Source organism: Methanobacterium alcaliphilum (assembly GCF_023227715.1).
GTDB classification, from domain to species: Archaea; Methanobacteriota; Methanobacteria; order Methanobacteriales; family Methanobacteriaceae; genus Methanobacterium_E; species Methanobacterium_E alcaliphilum.
The window spans coordinates 118745-133303 of sequence record NZ_JALKIF010000003.1 but is presented as its reverse complement, the minus strand read 5'-3'; the positions used below and the strand labels follow the sequence as shown (position 1 = coordinate 133303).

The window sequence follows — 14559 nt, the reverse complement described above, 5'->3', positions numbered from 1 at the left end:
AATTTATTATTTATTTCAGTTACTTATTAATATTATTTGTTATTTTTCGTAAAATATCTGGGCTTGAAAACTGAAAATCTTTGTTTTTGTATCATGCCAGCAATCTGGTGCAAGTCCTGCTTTAATGCAAGTATTGCAAAGAAATTCTTCAGCATTCCACTTCCATTCCACTGGCACTTGGGGTAATAAAATACCTTTATAAAAATCTTTTTCAATTATTAAACCATCTTTTCCTACTTCAATTTTTTCTAAATATTCTGAGGAAGTTTTAACTTCAACTAATTGGGGTTTGGTTAAAACGCTTATTTCAAGATCTATGTCTGGAAGTTCTGATTTTTCCACAGAATTAAAACGTGGATCAGAGGTTGCTGCAGATATTGCCACTTCAATTATGGTATTAACCAGAGGCTTGAATGGTTCACAGTATCCAATACACCCTCGAAGGTTTCCATGTTCACTTAAAGTAACAAAAGCGCCCTGCAATTTTTTAACTGTTTCAGGTGTATCAGAAGGAACTTCCAATATTTTGCCTTCATTCAAATAGGTTTCTATTGCTTTTCGAGCTAACTTTAGGAGAAATTTACCATCTTCTTCAGATAACATCACATGGCACCTCCCACCATAGCATCTTGTATTCGTACGTGAGGGCCTCCATCACCTACAGGGGCGGTTTGGCCGGATTTACCACAAAAACCAATACTCATCTTGAAATCTGATCCCACACCATCAACACTTTTCAAGGTCTCCATAATATTACCAGATAATGAAACATCTCTAAGTGGTTCTTTTATTTCACCATTTTCAATTTTAAATGACTCAGCAGCATTAAATTGGAATATACCTTTACCTGTATCGACCTGTCCTCCCCTAGAACCTTTAAGATAAATTCCATCTTTTATATCTTCTAATAACTCATTGAATGTTAATTCTCCTGGTTTAAGATAAGTGTTACTCATTCGAACAATGGGTTGCTCACTGATGATGGAACGAGCATTACCTGATGGCTGGAGGTTAAGTTTTGATGCAGTTTCGCGAGAACTTAAAAGGGATTTTAAAACGCCTTCTTTGACAAGTACGTTTTCTTTTGTTTTCACACCTTCGCTGTCATAAGCATAATAACCAAAAGCATCCATACTAGCATCATCAATAATAGTAACCAGATTAGATCCAATTTGTGTGTCCATTTTATTTTTTAATATTGAATCATTCTGTAAAATTAAATCTGCTTCTGCTGCATGGCCCAGTGCTTCGTGGATAAAAACTCCAGTTAATTCGCAATCAGTTACCACTGGAAATTTGCCGGAAGGTGGCGTACTTGCAGAAAGCAATCGGACAGCCTTTTCACCAATTTTTCTTCCAAATTTTTCTATATCTGCATTTTTGAGTACCTCAAAGCCACGAGCCCCACCCATACTGCCATGGCCAAATTGTATGACTTCTCCTGAGGATGCAACAGCATTTAAAAACATTCCTACTCTGGATTCGTCCATATGTATTGATGCTCCTTCAGAACTCATAAATATAGTGCTGCCTTCCATATCCACGTAGTTTACCGTAGTACTCACTACTTTTTCTATGTTGGTTGCATAATTGGCTTCTTTGATCAGGTCCTTTTTTTCTTCTGTAGAAACTTCTGAAGGAGGTATTTTAGCAGGAGATTTAATATTGCTAACTACTGGTTCATATGGTGCTAATTCTATATCACTTTTTAATGATTGGGCAAGTTTAAGTGCATAATTTCCTATTTCATCTAATTTACTTAAATCATTAGTAAAGGCAAAGCCCCAAGCCCCATCTTTAAGAACTCTTACCCTACCTCCCCGGTCGAAACCGGATTTGATTTCCTGTATTTTCCCATCTTTCATTAAAATAGAAGTATTATTACCAGTTCCTGCCCTTATGTCTATGTAATCTGCTTCTTTTTCCAAAGAATGAATTATTTTCCTAAAGAAATCCAAATCCAGTTGATTTTTCATTTTATCTCCCTTTTTTTTAAATGTATCCGTTATTTTCAGTTAATTTACATAATGCTAATCGATTTATCATAACTTGAATAGATATGGTGAAAATTTCAAATTAATATAAAATCATTAATTAACTTTATTTTTTAAGGTAATTATATAGTTTATTTTTTATTTCAATTGCTTATTATGAAATAATAATTTTTTCTGCATTAAATTATTTAATTAGTAATTGCATTCTTTGAATTATTTTTTATTTTAGTATTTACCCGTTAAATTAATCTTTAGATATTAAATAAAGAGCATCCAAATTAAAGTTAATATGGTAGAACTGGATAATTATATTTAAGCAAACTTTATTTATGAGTAAGTACCAATATTTCAAATCGTATCTTATTTATTAATTAAATAGAAAATCCTTTAGATAAAAAATAGATTAAATTAATTGATTTTATCATATTCTTTATTCTATTAGTACAGGTTGTGTTCAGTTGAAAACAATTGAGGAAATAAACCAAAAGATTAAAAACGGGGAAGCTGTAGTTGTCACTGCAGTTGAAATGACTCGCATAGTCACGGAAGAAGGCATTAAAAAGGCCTCAGAAGAGGTTGATGTTGTAACTACCGGTACATTTGGTGCTATGTGTTCCTCTGGTGCTTTCTTAAACTTTGGTCATACAGATCCACCTATAAAAATGAGTAAAACATATTTAAACGGGGTAGAAGCATATTCTGGTCTGGCTGCAGTGGATGCATATATTGGTGCAACCCAGCCCAGTAAAAATGCCGATATAGGTTTAGATTACGGTGGATCTCACGTTATAGAAGATTTAATTCGGGGTAAAGAAGTCGAATTAATTGCTGAAGCTTATGGGACTGATTGTTATCCATTAAAGCGTGTAGAAACATCCATAACTTTGGATAAAATTAATGAAGCTACCATGTTAAATCCCCGAAACTGCTATCAAAACTATGCAGTGGCAGCAAATTCTACTGAAGAAACATTATATACTTATATGGGAACATTACTGCCTAATTTTGGCAATATAACTTATTCCAGCGCTGGAGAACTTTCTCCTTTGATTAATGATCCTTATTTCCAGACAATCGGAATGGGAACTAAAATATTTTTATGTGGAGCAGAAGGTTACATAGTAGGTGAAGGTACCCAGCATTCCACAGATGCAGAGCGCCGCAATGGGGTTCCAGTCAGTGCTTCAGGAACACTTACTCTTACAGGTGATATGAAAAAAATGAATCCTGAGTATGTTCGGGGTGCTACCATGCCAAAATACGGACCAACTCTTTATGTGGGGGCAGGAATACCTATACCTATTCTTAATGAAGATATAGCTGCTAGAACTGCTATCTGTGATGAAGACATAACTTGTAAGATTATTGATTACGGTGTTCCAAGGCGTAGTAGGCCTGTAGTTAAAGAAACTAATTATAAAGAGTTAAAAACTGGAAAAATTGAGATTAATGGGATGGAAATACCTACATCACCTCTTTCCTCGTATAAAAGGGCTTTGATGGTTGCTGAGGAACTCAAAGACTGGATAGAAAAAGGAGACTTTTTACTCTCTAATCCGGTTGGAAAAATTCCTTCCAAGGGCTTTACAGTTAGCCCACTTGAGATTAGCAAACCTGCGGTAATGGTTAAAGATATTGAGAGTAAACCGGTTATTATTGCTTATTCTGAGGATAAGATAAAGGATGTGGCTAAAAAATTGGTTGATAATAATATTAATCATCTTCCTGTTGTAGATAATAATGGGAAACTCAAGGGAATTGTCACTTCATGGGATATAGCTGATGCTGTTGCTAAAGGCAGAACTAAACTGGAAGAAGTAATGACTCGTAAAGTTGTAATTGCCCGGGAAGATGAATCAGTGGATATAATTGCTAGAAGAATTGATAAACACAATATTTCAGGATTGCCAATTGTTGATAAAGACAAAATGGTTAAAGGAATGATCACTGCGGAAGATATATCTCGACTAATTGGAGAAAATTTAAATAACGAAAATGGGGGAGAAGCCATATGAAAGCGTGGTTAAGATTTTTACCCAGTATTATCAATAAAGCCATAATGTCTGATGCTATAAAATTATATGATATTGATTTCAATATTTTAAGAGCCCATATTACTCCTAGAGGGGGTAAAATGCTGGTTGAGATTAGCGGCCCTCAGGAAAATGAATGTATTAGTTACATGGAAGAGCAGGGTATTGAAGTCACACCTATAATGAAAGTTGTCAAAAAAGAATCTGACAAATGCATTGACTGTGGGGCTTGTGTTTCGCTTTGCCCTGTAAAGGCAATATGTATTCAGGATGATTGGGCAATTGAAATAGACAATCAGACTTGTATCGGGTGCGGTTTTTGTATCAACTCCTGCCCAACTAGAGCTATACTTTTAATGGAATAACTAATTTCCATTTTTAATTTTTTCATTTATTCCCTAAATTCACTATCTATAAAACATCAATTTAACAATAGTTAAAAATCTATATCGGTCATGAATTAAACAATATGGTGTATTTAAATGGTTATTGTAGTAGGATCCGGTGCCGGAGGAGCAACAGTTGCAAAAGAATTAGCAATGGCGGGATTTCCTGTCACTATAATTGAGAAAGGTCCCTTTATAAATTCTAAAAAAGCTTTTGAATGTTATGATCCATCAGAGGAAGGAATGGATTTACTTAAAACATCATGTGTTGGTGGATCTACTTTGGTAGCTGCTGGAAATGGAGTTAGGGTCCTTGAGAGCGAATTAGATGGAATGGGAGTAAATATATCCCTGGAACTCGAGGAAATTGAAAAAGAATTATCTATTGGACCAATGCCGGATTCACACTTTGGTGAGGGTACTAAAGTGATAATGGAATCGGCTGAATCATTGGGGCTTCCTGTAGTGAAGATGCCTAAATTTATCCGTTCAGAAGAGTGCAAACCTTGTGGTAAATGCTCTTTTGGTTGTCCAAATGATGCAAAATGGAGTGCTAAGGATTTCATAGTTGAAGCTCAAGAACAAGGAGCTGAATTAATATCTGGAACTGATGTAGCTGGTTTAATTATTGAAAATGGTTGCATTAAGGGAATTGAAACATCTGCTGGACCAATACTTTCGGATATGGTTATTTTATCACCTGGTGCTGTTGAAACACCCCGCCTTCTTCAAAAGGCAGGTATTGATGCAGGTGAAACATTTTTCATGGATACATTTATTACCGTAGGGGGAGTTCTTGAGAATATAGGCTTCAAAGAAGAAGTGCAGATGAATGCACTCATTGCAATGGATAATTTTATAATATCTCCCCATTTTTCTACCTTCATTTCTCAAGCCCTGGAAGATAGGGGTGTTAGGGATAAAGACATTTTGGGATTAATGGTGAAAATTGGAGATGAACTATCTGGACATGTTAATCAGAATACCGTTGTAAAACATGACACACTTCAAGATGTTCGTTTTTTAGCGGAAGGGGCTGCTGTGGCTGGAGCTATTTTAACTAAAGCTGGAGTTAAGGCAGATACAATTGTTTCTACTCATCCTAGAGGTGCACATCCTGGGGGAACTGCGGCTATAGGGAGTGTTGTTGATTGTAACTTGGAAACAGAGATTAAAAACTTATTCGTGGCTGATGCTAGTGTTTTACCTATATCTCCTGGCGCACCACCTATTCTCACTATAATGGCTCTTGCTAAGAGATTAGCTAAGCATATAGCTGGAAAATATAGTGGTTAATATAGTATTCAAAAAATTGATAAAATAAATCTATTTATTTATTTAAATAAAAAAAATCAGGGATTTAAATCCCTTTTTCAAAATATCCCTAATTTAAGAGCTTACTAAATTCCCTATTTGATTCATAGCTTCTATCACTTGATCAATTAGTGAAGTATTCAAAGTCACCGTAGCTGGGAAATTCATGCTTTTTTTGGCAGTATGTTTTGAGGTTATTTGAGCAAATAATTTAGTATAATCATTTATACTTAATTTTTTTCCATTCACATCAACAAAGTTAGGGGCCCTTTTATTAGTTTTCATGAATTCATGGACTTTCTTTGCCACATACTTATACTCTGCCCGGGTCAGCGTTCCAGAATATGTACTGGATGATGAGGTTGCCACGGTCATGCTATCGGATGTAGTAGTAATTGGTGTCCCTGAAATGTACTGGGAAGTTAAATAAAGCCATTTTCCTCGATTCATACTGTTGGCTTGATTATTTAAAATCTGCTGTGCATTGGTGGATAATGTAGTTGGATCTATTTGATGCTTTGCAACCATACTAGAATAAGTAGTAGTACTGGTATGTTCTTTATTTGAAGTGTAAGCGTAGTAAATCAAACCAGATGCTATTTTATTTATTCTTTGGGATTCAGTAGTTGTTCCAATTTTAGGTTCAATGACTTTAATCCCTGAATTTGATAAATATTTGGATGGTGTGTAAAGTCCGGCAAAGTAAACATTAGAGAAATTATCATCCCATGCGCGATTCAAATAGCTTGTACTTCCCAGATTTAAATTTCCATAGTTAACATACACTATTCCTTTTAATTTAGCGGCGGATGTTTTCAAGTATCCTATTTTTACACCAGTAACTACATCATACATTAATCCAGGGCATGCTGCGGCAATATATGCTGCAATTGATCCGGATGGTGCATTTTTTATAGATCTACTGGCTTCACCGGGGGCTGGTGAATTTGGATCTATAACGACTTTTGCTGAACCAGATACTGCACTTTTTATTTTTGCTAAAAATGCTTTATCCGCAGAACTACTTGACAGTTTATCTGAAGTAATGTATATGGTGGGTAAAGTTTTTTTAGCATTTCTGTTCATGGCGATGCTGGTTATAGCTGTATTGGATGACCATATACTGGTACTTCCATTAATAGTTACTTTGCTACTGCTTGAAATATCAAAATTAGCGGTTTTCCATAAATTCATGGCCACTGGTAAAAGAGATTTTGGAGCAGTTATTTTTGTTTTACTTGGCCATGATTTTTGAACAGCCAATAAGGTGGCACGATCACTACCATGCCATCTTCGAACTTTATTAGCACTTTTAAAGTACTTTAATGAAGAAGTAGGTATTGAAGAAGTAGATGCACAAATAATTATGGTCTTGGGTTTTAAACGAATTATTTCTGATTTTGTAGCTGCAGGCATTGTTTTGCCAGAGATAAGAATGGGTGCTTTATATTTTATAGCAAGATACGTGGCTGAAACATCATTTCCAGTAGTTAAAATGACTACATTGCTTTTTGTCCAGTATTTGGCTAATGTTGAGGTTCTAGCGGAGATTTTGGTTCCACCGATATTTAGATTTCCAACAACTATGGTACTTTGTCCACTGAGATAGTTTTTAACAGCCTTTTCAGGAGTGGTACTGCTTAGTATTAATTCATTTCCCGTGTAAGATGCAGCGGGAGCAGTCATTATCCCATGAGAAGTATCAGTTACAAATACTTTGGCTGTTACTGGTGATGTAAGTACCAATGTGCAGATTAATAAAGAGATCAAAATAAATACTTTTTTTGAATATAATCTTTTTAGTTTTTGTTTATGGGGGTTAAAGTTGGTTTTCAATTTCTGCTTCCTCCATCAATCTCTCACAGTAATGACATCTCAAAATAACAGGTTCTTTCTCAATAACATAAAATCTGTTTTGAACAGGTTCTAGAGTATTTGTGATGCAATTAGGATTAGTACAATCTAAAAGATCTTTAATTTCATTTAAAAGATGAACTTTACCTTTATCAACTATTTCATATTCTCTTATTATATTTATAGTTGCTTTGGGAGCAATAAGAGCGATTTGATCCACTTCATTGGACGCTAATTCTCTATTTTCAATTTTGACTATGTCTTTATGGCCCATGTGAGGAGATTGCACATTCATGGCAATAGTCACTTTACTCTTTTTATTAGGTAGTCCTAATATTCTAAGAACATTTAATGAGTTGTTGGCTGTAATATGGTCAATTACAGTACCATTTTTTATAGGTTTTACCTTCAGTTCTTTCGGTTTTTTCATCTAAATAACCCTCAAATTCTCTAGATTAGTATATAACTGAAATAAGTGAAATATCATTTTATGCGTAGGTATATGCCCTTTTAGATATATGAATTTTGTTTTATAAGTTATATGAGTTTTTACTTTATAAAATTAGTATTAATGGATGTTTAAATAATTGATGGGTTAACCATTTAATTAAAAACAGGATTTTTTATCAAAATATTCCAAAAAAATTTAAAAAAAATATATAAAGAAGAATGAATTCTTCTTTTTATTTAATCTCCCACAAAATCTTCTATAAACTTAGCATAAACTGGTCTGGTTATAAATATTCCAATAATCACACCTAATATGGTGGTAAATGCAAAACCAGATAACATACCTATTCCTGTAGCTCCTCTGGAAAAACCAACATATGCTAATGGCAGCATTGCTGCAATTAAGGTACCTGCGGATGCAAATATAATGAAGAATGCACCTTTGATTTTTGTTCTAGTTCTCCTTGTTCTTCTCTCCTTAACATTTTTCCCTTTTAATACTTCATCAGTGATAATAATCTGATCATCTACACCAGTACCAATAGCGGCGATTATTCCAGCTATGGCTGCTAAATCAATATTCCAGTGTATAACTGCCGCAGATCCTAACACCAATACTAATTCTGCTAGTGTGGTGAAAATAATCGGAATAACCAGGATCGGTGATTTGTATCTGATTATTATTAGGGCTGATACAGAAAGAATCGCTAATAAACCTGCTATTAAAGCTCCCTGACCAAATTCTTTACCTAAATCTGGTGAAACACTGCTAACTCCTACAATTCTAACCTTCACTGGAAGAGCACCTGATTTCATAAGGGTCTCAATTGATTTGGCCTCAGTTGTAGCGTCTTCTTTAGTTGCATTTCCTCCGGTTATTCGGACTTCAGTAGTTGGAACACCATTGGCTACTTCTGCTGATATTTCCGGGTTGGTTATCATCTGATCGTCTAGATACATTTCAACTGGAGTGCCTGCTCTACCTTTTGCAGCTTCGGCAAAATTTTTAGCAGCATCTGCAGATAATTTAAAGGGTACTTCCCATTGGGTGTCTGTTATAACTGCTGGCTGCACACTGACAATGTCTGCACCAGTAAACACAGTCTTATTGTCTATTTTGGCTTCGAATTTCCCCGGACTTCCCACAATTTTTGCTACTTCGTCTGGTTGAACACCTGCAATTTCAACTATAACATTTTGCGTTCCGCTGGCTCTTACTTTAACATCTTTAACTCCTAATATGTTCAAACGCTTATCTAGAACGCTGGTAACCGTATTCATGGTATCAGAATCAACGGGTTTTTCCAGTTGAATCTGGATTAGAGAACCTCCTTTTAGATCAAGACCTTGTTGGATCCCAAGTGTAGAAATAGCAACCACACTTCCAATAAGGAGCACGATGAGTAATATTACGCGGCGGTCTCTGATAAATTCTGAAAATCCTTTTTTCCTCATGATTTAACCTCCAGGTACCATCTGAGAATTCCAAGGTTCATAAGCCATGTTGCGATAATATCTGCCATAAGACCGATTATAAGAACAGCTGCAATTTGACTCAAAGTAACGGCTTGAGGTATCAAAAACACAGTAACTAAATACAATGAAACCATAGCTGCAATAGCTCCTGCAGACATAGTTATACCAGTTTTCATAGCATCTAAAGCTCTATCTGTTATTGTACCTTCTTTTCTTTTCAATAATCGGGTAGTTAGCAATATATCTGTATCTACACTGTACCCAATTAGCATTAATATGGCTCCTACTGATGCCAGAGATAATGGAATTTTGAAAAGTGACATTCCACCTAATGCAATCAATATGTCTGCGGCTGCAGCAAAAATAACTGCCATGGATGGCACAGGGGTTCTGAATATAATAAATACTGATATGGACATGAATAAAAATGCAAATCCAATTGCCCAATACACCTGATCCAGTGATTGTTTACTCAAAACAGGCCCTACGGATTGGTAACTGATTATAGTTCCAGTCCCCTCTAATACTTCTGATACTTTAACCACATCTGCATCCGTACCAATTTCAACGGTGGCTTGTTGGTTATTTATTGATAGTGTAGTGATATCGGTTGTGTTAAGTCCATTTTGGAGCATTAAATCTAAATCACTTTGAGAAATTTGTTTTTCTAAGTTTACAACGGCTAAAGACCCACCTTTAAGGTCTACACCTTCATCTAAACCATTAAATGCTAATAAAAGCACTGAAATTATGGTAATTGCGACGGGAATGGCAATTAATGGTTTATATGATTCTAAAAATTTTTCTAGCATTGAATCACCGATTTCGAAGTTTCATGCAATTTTATTACTATTTTATTGCACAGGACTTAATATGGATGAAATAAGTATTATTAAGACCTAATTTTAATGTTTTATCTTCCTTTTTTTATTTTAGATATGAATTTAGTAACTTTAACTCATTTAATCTATATTAGTTAATATATAGTACAAATAAAATACTATTTATTAACAATGAAATGAATGTATTTTCATATACCATAAATCTTCAGGTCGTGTTCTTCGATTTTTTTAAGTGTATTTGATTTTATTTCTATAAGTTCCTGGTTGTTGGTTTTTAGAACAAATGAGTTAACTGTTCTAGCTCCCCTAGCTTCAACTTTTTCTTTCATTCTTTTTATAGCTCCCTTACCGCCCTGGTTACCCATAGTTGCAAATAATATCACATCTTTTCCTTTAAAATCGCACTGATCAATCATTGTAATAATGGCAGGGGCAGGTTTTCCAGCCCATGTAGGCGTTCCTATATAAACCAGACCGTAATCGTTGAGATCTAGTTTTTCAGGATTTATTTTGGTTTTACTTTCTCTCAAGGCATCAACTGAAGCATTAACATAATTTAAAAATCCTGAACGTTCTCTAACATCTTTTATTTCTTGAATATCTGTTGATAATTCATTCGCTATAGTTTCTGCAACAGTAGCTGTTTTTCTACTTCGGGAATAATACAAAACAATGGTTTTCATTTAAACACCTTATTTTGATTGTTTAGGTATAGTGCATTCAAAATAACTAATTAATTTAAAAAATTTTAGTGGGGTTTGTAATTAATTCAATTAATGGTATCATATGCTCTCTGCCTAAAAATTTTCTTCAATTATTCTTATAGATATGCTTTTTTTTATTATAAGCTTTTTGAGATAAAAAAGATTATTTTTGAAAAATAAAAAAATTGAAAAATTTAAAGAAAATTACTAAGACAATTCAGCATATTTACTTTAATTTTTTAAATGCATCTTTTCATCCTAGATGTCATATATGGAATTAGGGGTGTATTCCATACACATCTAAAGATTCTTTTTCATTAAAACCAAACATTAGATTCATGTTGTGAATGGCTTGACCAGAAGCCCCCTTTACTAGGTTATCAATGGCTGAAACAATCACGACTCTACCATTATGATCCACTTGGAAACAACCTACATGGGCATAATTAGAACCTCTAACCGCACTTAAACGGGGAATTTCTCCGTCATCAAGAACTTTTACAAATGGTTCGCCATGGTAAAATTTATTGTAAATTTTTTCTAAGGATTCTGAAGTTAAATCTTCCTTTAAAAATACATGAACTGTTGTTAAAATTCCCCTTATCACCGGCACTAAATGGGGAGTGAAACAAACTTTTGCAGATGAGAATTTGTTAATTTCTTGTTCTATTTCTGGCATGTGACGGTGGGTGGTTACATTATATGGAACTATGTTATCGCTACAGTTAGGAAAATGTGTGGCAGTGGTGGGTTTTATACCCGCACCACTAACTCCTGTTTTAGAGTCAATAATAAATGCGTCCGTTAATTTTTCACTAGCAATTGGCATACAAGCTAATATTGCTCCTGTAGGGAAACATCCGGGATTAGCTACAAATGAAGCTTTTTTTATTTCATCCCTATATATTTCTGGAAGCCCATAAACTGCATCTAAAGGATTGTCATGAGTGAGGCCATACCATTTTTCGTAAGTAGCTATATTATCAAAACGATAGTCCCCACTTAAGTCTATTACTTTAATCCCTCTTTCAAGAATATCTGGAACTATTTTCATAGAAGCCCCGTGAGGGGTCGCTGTAAAGACCAGATCTGCATCAATGTCTGATGGGGCAGTGTCCTGAAAACTTAAATCACAATCCCTGATATGCGGATGTACTTTGTAAATTGGCATTTCATTATATTGGCGTGATGTAGCAGCTACTACTTCAACCTGCGGATGATTATATAAAAATCGCAGCAATTCTCCTCCAGTGTAACCACTTGCACCAATTATACCTACTTTTATCATTTTTTCACCGTATGCTATGATTTATTTGATTATATTTATTTAAATTATTTTCACTGGGTTAATTTATTTTTATAGACTAATTAAATGTTTTCTATTCATATGGGCACTGAATTTTCAAATTAAGGAGGGTTGATATAAATGTATTTTTAAGATATTTTAGATATTGAAAATATTTTTTAGAGAATATAGATCCGGTTAATATTAATTCTATTCAAAATTAGCCATAGGCTGCAGTGGAATAACCCCCATATATTTCATGTTATTGTTTTTTAGAATTTTAAGAAATAAAGTCAATTTTTCTAAATTTTTCCAGATTCGACTTTTTTTAGTTAATATTTCATTTTGCAGTGTTTAATTTTTTTTTAAAATGATCATATTCATATATTTCAAGTTTTAAATTTTTTAATCATAGATTTATTCTTTCTAATATGCCAAATTGTTTAAAAAACAGTCATAATTGGTTTTTTTCTATTAAATGATTATTCAAAGTCCAGCAAGTATAAAAAAACAGAATTATTTAGGTATAATGATACAATGATTATACAATTCCTTTAAAATGTGCCTTAAATGAGAAAACTAGATTTAGATGTTCCTTTTTCCCAGTTTTAAATCAAAAAATTTATATATTATGCAAATTTGAATATTTTAATGTCTAAGAAACCATAGCTATTCATTTAATGGATTATTTGATTTTTAATCAATAATCTTATACTTATTAATGATATGGTATATTTTGGGCATGGAGGCGGTAGAATTAAGGGAGGATCTTTAATTGCGATACTTTTGCTATTTTCTGTGGCATTGGTGTTGCCTATCGATGAAGTTAATGCTGTAGATTCAAATAATGACCAGCTATCTAATAATTTATCTTCTGTAACTCAAAAGAACTTAACAACTAAAACAGTTTCCACAAAATCAGCCACAACAAATAATTCAAGTCTGGATATTCAGAGATACACATATTATGTTAAAGTACCTTATAAAAAAGTTAAAGTAAGAGTTACTTACTGGAAAAAGGTTACTAAAACAATTAAAACTCCGATGAAACAATGGTATTACAGTAGTTATCATGGTAAATACAAATACAGGTATGTTTATAAATATAAATACGTCAATGAGTATAAAAAATCTTATAAATGGGTTAAAAAGATTAAATATAAGAAAGTTGCTAAAGTTGGATATTTCCATACGTCTGAATACTTAAAGTCCACGGATAATTGCGAAATACATGATGATTCAATTCAGGAGTTATCTAAAAACTTAACCAATAATACTAGTGGAAGTTATGAAAAAGCGGATAAAATATTCAAATGGGTAAGAAATAATTTAAAGTATTCATTTTACTACAATACAAAAAAGGGCGCTGTAAAAACGTTATCTACTAAATCAGCTAATTGCTGTGATCATAGTCATTTAGTTATAGCATTAGCCCGAGCAGCCAAAATTCCTGCGAGATATGTTCATGGTAAATGTGTTTTTAGCAGTGGTAATACCTATGGGCATGTTTGGGCTCAATTATTTATTAATGGAAAATGGTACGATGCTGATGCTACCAGTTATAAGAATACTTTAGGCACTATTAAAAACTGGAACAAAGAAACAGTAAAAATTAAAGGCCATTACATAGAATTACCCTTTTAATCCATTTTTTTTATTTAAGGATATTGCTTTTAAATTTAGTTAAATTGATGATTGTTAGATAATTTATTTTTACAATTTAAAGTTGTTTGTGTGGGGATTATTTGTTCAACAATCTTTAAAGCATTTATCACTAAATTTAGTATTTTTAATCTTTTTAATAATTTTACAACTGCTGTCAAGTGGAGATTTTTTATATTGGGGAACTCTGATCACTTCTGATTTAATATCTCGTTTTTCAAGTTCTTTTTTCAAATCATCAAGATCAAATTTTTGATCAGGACCAATAGCAATTATATCTGGTTTTATTTGTTTCACTATGGCAAACATATCGGTTTCACTACCTAAATATGCCTCGTTGACTGGTTTTAACATTTCAACTACTTCTTTGCGTTGATCTTCACTAATGACAGGTATCCTTTTTCTAGATCGTACAGTAGAATCTCGAGCAAGAACCACCACTAGTTTTGCATTTTTCCCACCTAACTTTTTTGCTTCTTGGAGGTATAAACCATGTCCGGGGTGTATTAAATCAAATGTACCTGTGGCCATCACTATTTTCATTGTTTCACCTGTTAAT

Annotated in this window: 13 protein-coding genes; 4 read left to right on the top strand and 9 right to left on the bottom strand. The window is 33.6% G+C overall.

Going from position 1 to position 14559, the window contains the following annotated elements:
- Positions 1–39: 39 nt before the first annotated feature.
- A complete protein-coding gene (locus tag MXE27_RS03055; protein WP_248610932.1) occupies positions 40–603 on the bottom strand; it encodes a TIGR00296 family protein in 564 nt (187 codons plus the stop codon).
- On the bottom strand, positions 603–1976 hold the full coding sequence (locus MXE27_RS03050; RefSeq protein WP_248610931.1) for a TldD/PmbA family protein: 1374 nt from the start codon (positions 1974–1976) through the stop codon (positions 603–605). Before MXE27_RS03050 ends, MXE27_RS03055 begins: the two co-directional genes overlap by 1 nt.
- Positions 1977–2452: 476 nt before the next feature.
- Between MXE27_RS03050 and MXE27_RS03045 the strand changes: the two genes are divergently transcribed.
- The 3 genes from MXE27_RS03045 to MXE27_RS03035 all read left to right on the top strand — a co-directional run bounded on the left by MXE27_RS03045 (position 2453) and on the right by MXE27_RS03035 (position 5709).
- On the top strand, positions 2453–4009 hold the full coding sequence (locus MXE27_RS03045; RefSeq protein ID WP_248610930.1) for a homocysteine biosynthesis protein: 1557 nt from the start codon (positions 2453–2455) through the stop codon (positions 4007–4009).
- Positions 4006–4392, top strand: coding sequence for a 4Fe-4S dicluster domain-containing protein (locus MXE27_RS03040; RefSeq protein ID WP_248610929.1), 387 nt, complete (start codon positions 4006–4008; stop codon positions 4390–4392). The genes MXE27_RS03045 and MXE27_RS03040 overlap by 4 nt, the downstream gene beginning before the upstream one ends.
- Positions 4393–4509: 117 nt before the next feature.
- On the top strand, positions 4510–5709 hold the full coding sequence (locus MXE27_RS03035; protein ID WP_248610928.1) for a GMC family oxidoreductase N-terminal domain-containing protein: 1200 nt from the start codon (positions 4510–4512) through the stop codon (positions 5707–5709).
- 93 nt (positions 5710–5802) lie between these two features.
- Here MXE27_RS03035 and MXE27_RS03030 read toward each other — a convergent pair whose 3' ends face one another.
- From MXE27_RS03030 to argC, 6 genes are all read right to left on the bottom strand, one after another.
- Positions 5803–7563: a cell wall-binding repeat-containing protein gene (locus tag MXE27_RS03030; protein ID WP_248610927.1), complete on the bottom strand. Its 1761-nt coding sequence runs from the start codon at positions 7561–7563 to the stop codon at positions 5803–5805.
- Complete coding sequence (pyrI, locus tag MXE27_RS03025; RefSeq protein ID WP_248610926.1) at positions 7547–8011, bottom strand: aspartate carbamoyltransferase regulatory subunit; 465 nt, start codon at positions 8009–8011, stop codon at positions 7547–7549. The genes MXE27_RS03030 and pyrI overlap by 17 nt, the downstream gene beginning before the upstream one ends.
- A 257-nt stretch (positions 8012–8268) precedes the next feature.
- On the bottom strand, positions 8269–9486 hold the full coding sequence (locus MXE27_RS03020; protein ID WP_248610925.1) for a preprotein translocase subunit SecD: 1218 nt from the start codon (positions 9484–9486) through the stop codon (positions 8269–8271).
- Positions 9483–10319: a protein translocase subunit SecF gene (locus tag MXE27_RS03015; protein ID WP_248610924.1), complete on the bottom strand. Its 837-nt coding sequence runs from the start codon at positions 10317–10319 to the stop codon at positions 9483–9485. The genes MXE27_RS03020 and MXE27_RS03015 overlap by 4 nt, the downstream gene beginning before the upstream one ends.
- Before the next feature lie 218 nt (positions 10320–10537).
- Positions 10538–11032, bottom strand: a complete 495-nt coding sequence (locus tag MXE27_RS03010; RefSeq protein ID WP_248610923.1) for a flavodoxin family protein — start codon at positions 11030–11032, stop codon at positions 10538–10540.
- 298 nt (positions 11033–11330) lie between these two features.
- The gene (gene argC, locus MXE27_RS03005; protein WP_248610922.1) at positions 11331–12341 is read right to left on the bottom strand and encodes an N-acetyl-gamma-glutamyl-phosphate reductase; all 1011 of its coding nucleotides are present in this window, start codon (positions 12339–12341) and stop codon (positions 11331–11333) included.
- 723 nt (positions 12342–13064) lie between these two features.
- On the opposite strand from argC, the gene MXE27_RS03000 reads away from it, so the two are divergent.
- Positions 13065–13982, top strand: coding sequence for a transglutaminase-like domain-containing protein (locus tag MXE27_RS03000; protein ID WP_248610921.1), 918 nt, complete (start codon positions 13065–13067; stop codon positions 13980–13982).
- 105 nt (positions 13983–14087) lie between these two features.
- On the opposite strand, the gene MXE27_RS02995 is transcribed toward MXE27_RS03000, so the two are convergent.
- Entirely contained in the window at positions 14088–14543 is a 456-nt protein-coding gene (locus MXE27_RS02995; protein WP_248610920.1) for an FAD synthase family protein, read from the bottom strand.
- Between the last annotated feature and the right edge of the window lie 16 nt (positions 14544–14559).

Excerpts from the sequence above, each read along its gene's own strand:
- argC (WP_248610922.1), bottom strand. The coding sequence starts at position 12,341 with ATGATAAAAGTAGGTATAATTGGTGCAAGTGGTTACACTGGAGGAGAA.
- MXE27_RS03020 (WP_248610925.1), bottom strand. The coding sequence starts at position 9,486 with ATGAGGAAAAAAGGATTTTCAGAATTTATCAGAGACCGCCGCGTAATA.
- MXE27_RS03010 (WP_248610923.1), bottom strand. The coding sequence starts at position 11,032 with ATGAAAACCATTGTTTTGTATTATTCCCGAAGTAGAAAAACAGCTACT.
- MXE27_RS03035 (WP_248610928.1), top strand. The coding sequence starts at position 4,510 with ATGGTTATTGTAGTAGGATCCGGTGCCGGAGGAGCAACAGTTGCAAAA.
- MXE27_RS03055 (WP_248610932.1), bottom strand. The coding sequence starts at position 603 with ATGTTATCTGAAGAAGATGGTAAATTTCTCCTAAAGTTAGCTCGAAAA.
- MXE27_RS02995 (WP_248610920.1), bottom strand. The coding sequence starts at position 14,543 with ATGAAAATAGTGATGGCCACAGGTACATTTGATTTAATACACCCCGGA.
- MXE27_RS03015 (WP_248610924.1), bottom strand. The coding sequence starts at position 10,319 with ATGCTAGAAAAATTTTTAGAATCATATAAACCATTAATTGCCATTCCC.
- MXE27_RS03000 (WP_248610921.1), top strand. The coding sequence starts at position 13,065 with ATGGTATATTTTGGGCATGGAGGCGGTAGAATTAAGGGAGGATCTTTA.
- MXE27_RS03040 (WP_248610929.1), top strand. The coding sequence starts at position 4,006 with ATGAAAGCGTGGTTAAGATTTTTACCCAGTATTATCAATAAAGCCATA.
- pyrI (WP_248610926.1), bottom strand. The coding sequence starts at position 8,011 with ATGAAAAAACCGAAAGAACTGAAGGTAAAACCTATAAAAAATGGTACT.
- MXE27_RS03050 (WP_248610931.1), bottom strand. The coding sequence starts at position 1,976 with ATGAAAAATCAACTGGATTTGGATTTCTTTAGGAAAATAATTCATTCT.